The organism is Bradyrhizobium uaiense, assembly GCF_010811875.1.
GTDB lineage: Bacteria > Pseudomonadota > Alphaproteobacteria > Rhizobiales > Xanthobacteraceae > Bradyrhizobium > Bradyrhizobium uaiense.
This window is the reverse complement of the sequence record NZ_VKHP01000462.1, coordinates 1-2236: the sequence shown is the minus strand read 5'-3', so window position 1 is coordinate 2236 and position 2236 is coordinate 1. Positions and strand designations below refer to the sequence as shown.

Below are 2236 nucleotides of genomic sequence, written 5' to 3'. Positions count from 1 at the left end.
GGTCTGCGCCACGCCGTTGATCAGGAACTCGCCGCCGGCTGCCGTGCCGTTCGAATCCCACAGCTGCAGCTGATACGAGACATTGCTCGGATCGGACACGTTCACCAGGCTCGAGAGCGCAATCTGCCCACCGGCCGTGGCACTTGGCAGGCTCGAGACACTCAGCGTCGGCGCTGCCACCGAGACCGCAAACTGCTGCCAGCTACCTAGCGCGCCGTTATTTTGAATGAGCCGCGCCCACAGCGTATCGGAGCCGACCGAAGTGCCGGCATCGAACACCACATTGGCGCCCGACGGCACATTGATCGCCTGGCCTGCGGGCTGCGCCACGCCATTGATCAGGAACTCGCCGCCGGCCGCGGTGCCGTTCGAATCCCACAGCTGCAGCTGATACGTGGCGTTGCTGGGATCGGACACGTTGACCAGGCTCGAGAGCGCAATCTGCGCACCGGCCGTGGCGCTTGGCAGGCTCGAGACACTCAGCGTCGGCGCCGGCACCGTGACCGCAAACTGCTGCCAGCTACCTGCCGTGCCGTTCTGAACCAGCCGCGCCCACAGCGTGTCGGAGCCGACTGAAGTGCCGGCATCGAACACCACATTGGCGCCCGACGGCACATTGATCGCATGGCCCGCGGTCTGCGCCACGCCGTTGATCAGGAACTCGCCGCCGGCTGCCGTGCCGTTCGAATCCCACAGCTGCAGCTGATACGCCACGTTGCTGGGATCGGAAACGTTGACCAGGCTCGATAGCGCAATCTGCCCACCGGCCGTGGCGCTCGGCAGGCTCGAGACACTCAGCGTCGGCGCCGCCACCGAGACCGAGAACTGCTGCCAGCTACCTGCCGTGCCGTTCTGAACCAGCCGCGCCCACAGCGTGTCGGAGCCGACTGAAGTGCCGGCATCGAACACCACGTTGGCACCTGACGGCACATTGATCGCATGGCCTGCGGTCTGCGCCACGCCGTTGATCAGGAACTCGCCGCCGGCTGCCGTGCCGTTCGAATCCCACAGCTGCAGCTGATACGTGGCGTTGCTGGGATCGGACACGTTGACCAGGCTCGAGAGCGCAATCTGCCCACCGGCCGTGGCACTTGGCAGGCTCGAGACACTCAGCGTCGGCGCTGCCACCGAGACCGCAAACTGCTGCCAGCTACCTAGCGCGCCGTTGTTTTGAATGAGCCGCGCCCACAGCGTATCGGTACCGGCTGAAGTGCCGGCATCGAACACCACATTGGCACCTGACGGCACATTGATCGGCTGGCCTGCGGGCTGCGCCACGCCGTTGATCAGGAACTCGCCGCCGGCTGCCGTGCCGTTCGAATCCCACAGCTGGAGAGTCCGATAGCCGGCACTGTTCGGGTCAACGACGGTCACCAGGCTCGACAAGGCGATCAACTGACCTGCGCTCGCCGAAGTGTTGCTCACGACGTTAACTGATGGCGTAATAGGTACGGCCGTGATCAGCGTGCCCGTACCAGAATCCTGCATTACGCTCAGGCCAACTCCGGGATTCTGACCCAGCTGCAGATCATACGTTATTCCGCCCTCGACAACTTGAAGGACGCTGCCCGACACAACAGTGACTGAGCCTCCGGAGGTGAACGTCACGCCGGTCAGATCGATCGTATCACCAACGACGATGCCGCCGATGATGTCGCTGGGCATGGTGGTGCCGTCGATCACAAGCGTTCCGCTCGAACTGGCGAAGGTAATGCCGCCGCTCGCGATGCTTCCGGCCTGCAATTCGACCTTGCCGCCCGAAATCGTCACCGGACCGGTCGACCCGCCGGACGAAACGATTTCCGTACCGCCGGCAAACACCGCAACGTTGCTGGTCACCGCGCCGGCAACATTGAAAGTGCCGCCGCTGGAGACGCTGACATTGTGGGCAGTCGCGCCGGACAGGACATTCAACTTGCCGCCACTGCTGACGGTCGTGTGGTCGATCGCGCCTCCCGACGACACGTTCACCGTGCCGCCCGAAATCCCTGTCCCGGAGCTGGTCACGCCGGTGACCACGCCTCCGGAGAGCACGTTCTCGACGCCGCCGGCAAGGACCGCGACGTTGCTTAGAACCGTGCCGCCGACGTTGAAGATGCCGCCGCTCGAGACCGAGATATGGTCAGCCGTCGCGCCCGACGAGACGTTCAGGTCGCCGCCGCTGAAGACGGTCGCATATTCGAAAGACGCGCCGGAGAGAACGTCGACCAGCCCGGAAATTGCGGTCCCCGAACCG

At 64.5% G+C, this 2236-nt stretch carries 1 protein-coding gene; it reads right to left on the bottom strand.

The genetic code is table 11. The features are described from left to right. Nucleotides 1–2236 (bottom strand): DUF342 domain-containing protein (locus FNJ47_RS45710; RefSeq protein ID WP_163163312.1); only part of this gene is annotated, 2236 nt, incomplete at both ends.